The 370-nt window shown below is 37.0% G+C and carries 1 protein-coding gene; it reads left to right on the forward strand.

Translation table 11 applies throughout. From position 1 onward, the window contains the following. Positions 1–370, forward strand: a 370-nt coding sequence (locus tag J8281_RS19240; protein ID WP_210199263.1) for a flavin reductase family protein, incomplete at both ends; no start/stop codon positions are given.

The following is a 370-nucleotide window of genomic DNA, read 5'->3' on the forward strand; positions in this document are numbered from 1 at the left end:
TATCGCCATTTAGTTTTTTTAATGTGTTTAGTGCCAATCCACCAGTGTTAATTTTTTCTCCTGCCAGGCGTGTAAGGGATAACACTGTGAAACACACCTTGAATAATGTTGAAGCTATTAAAGAGGTAGTTATAAATGTGATTAATTATGATTTGGTGTATCAAATGTCTCTAGCAAGTGCAGAGTACGCTCAAGATGTTAATGAGTTTGAAAAGGCGGGTTTAACAATGTTGGCATCTGATGTTGTAAAACCATTTCGTGTTGCGGAATCTCCCATTCAGTTTGAATGTAAGGTTAACGAAGTTGTAGCATTAGGTACCGAAGGAGGTGCCGGAAATCTAGTGATTTGTGAAGTGCTTAAATTTCATAT

Source organism: Aquimarina sp. U1-2 (assembly GCF_017897595.1).
Lineage (GTDB): Bacteria > Bacteroidota > Bacteroidia > Flavobacteriales > Flavobacteriaceae > Aquimarina.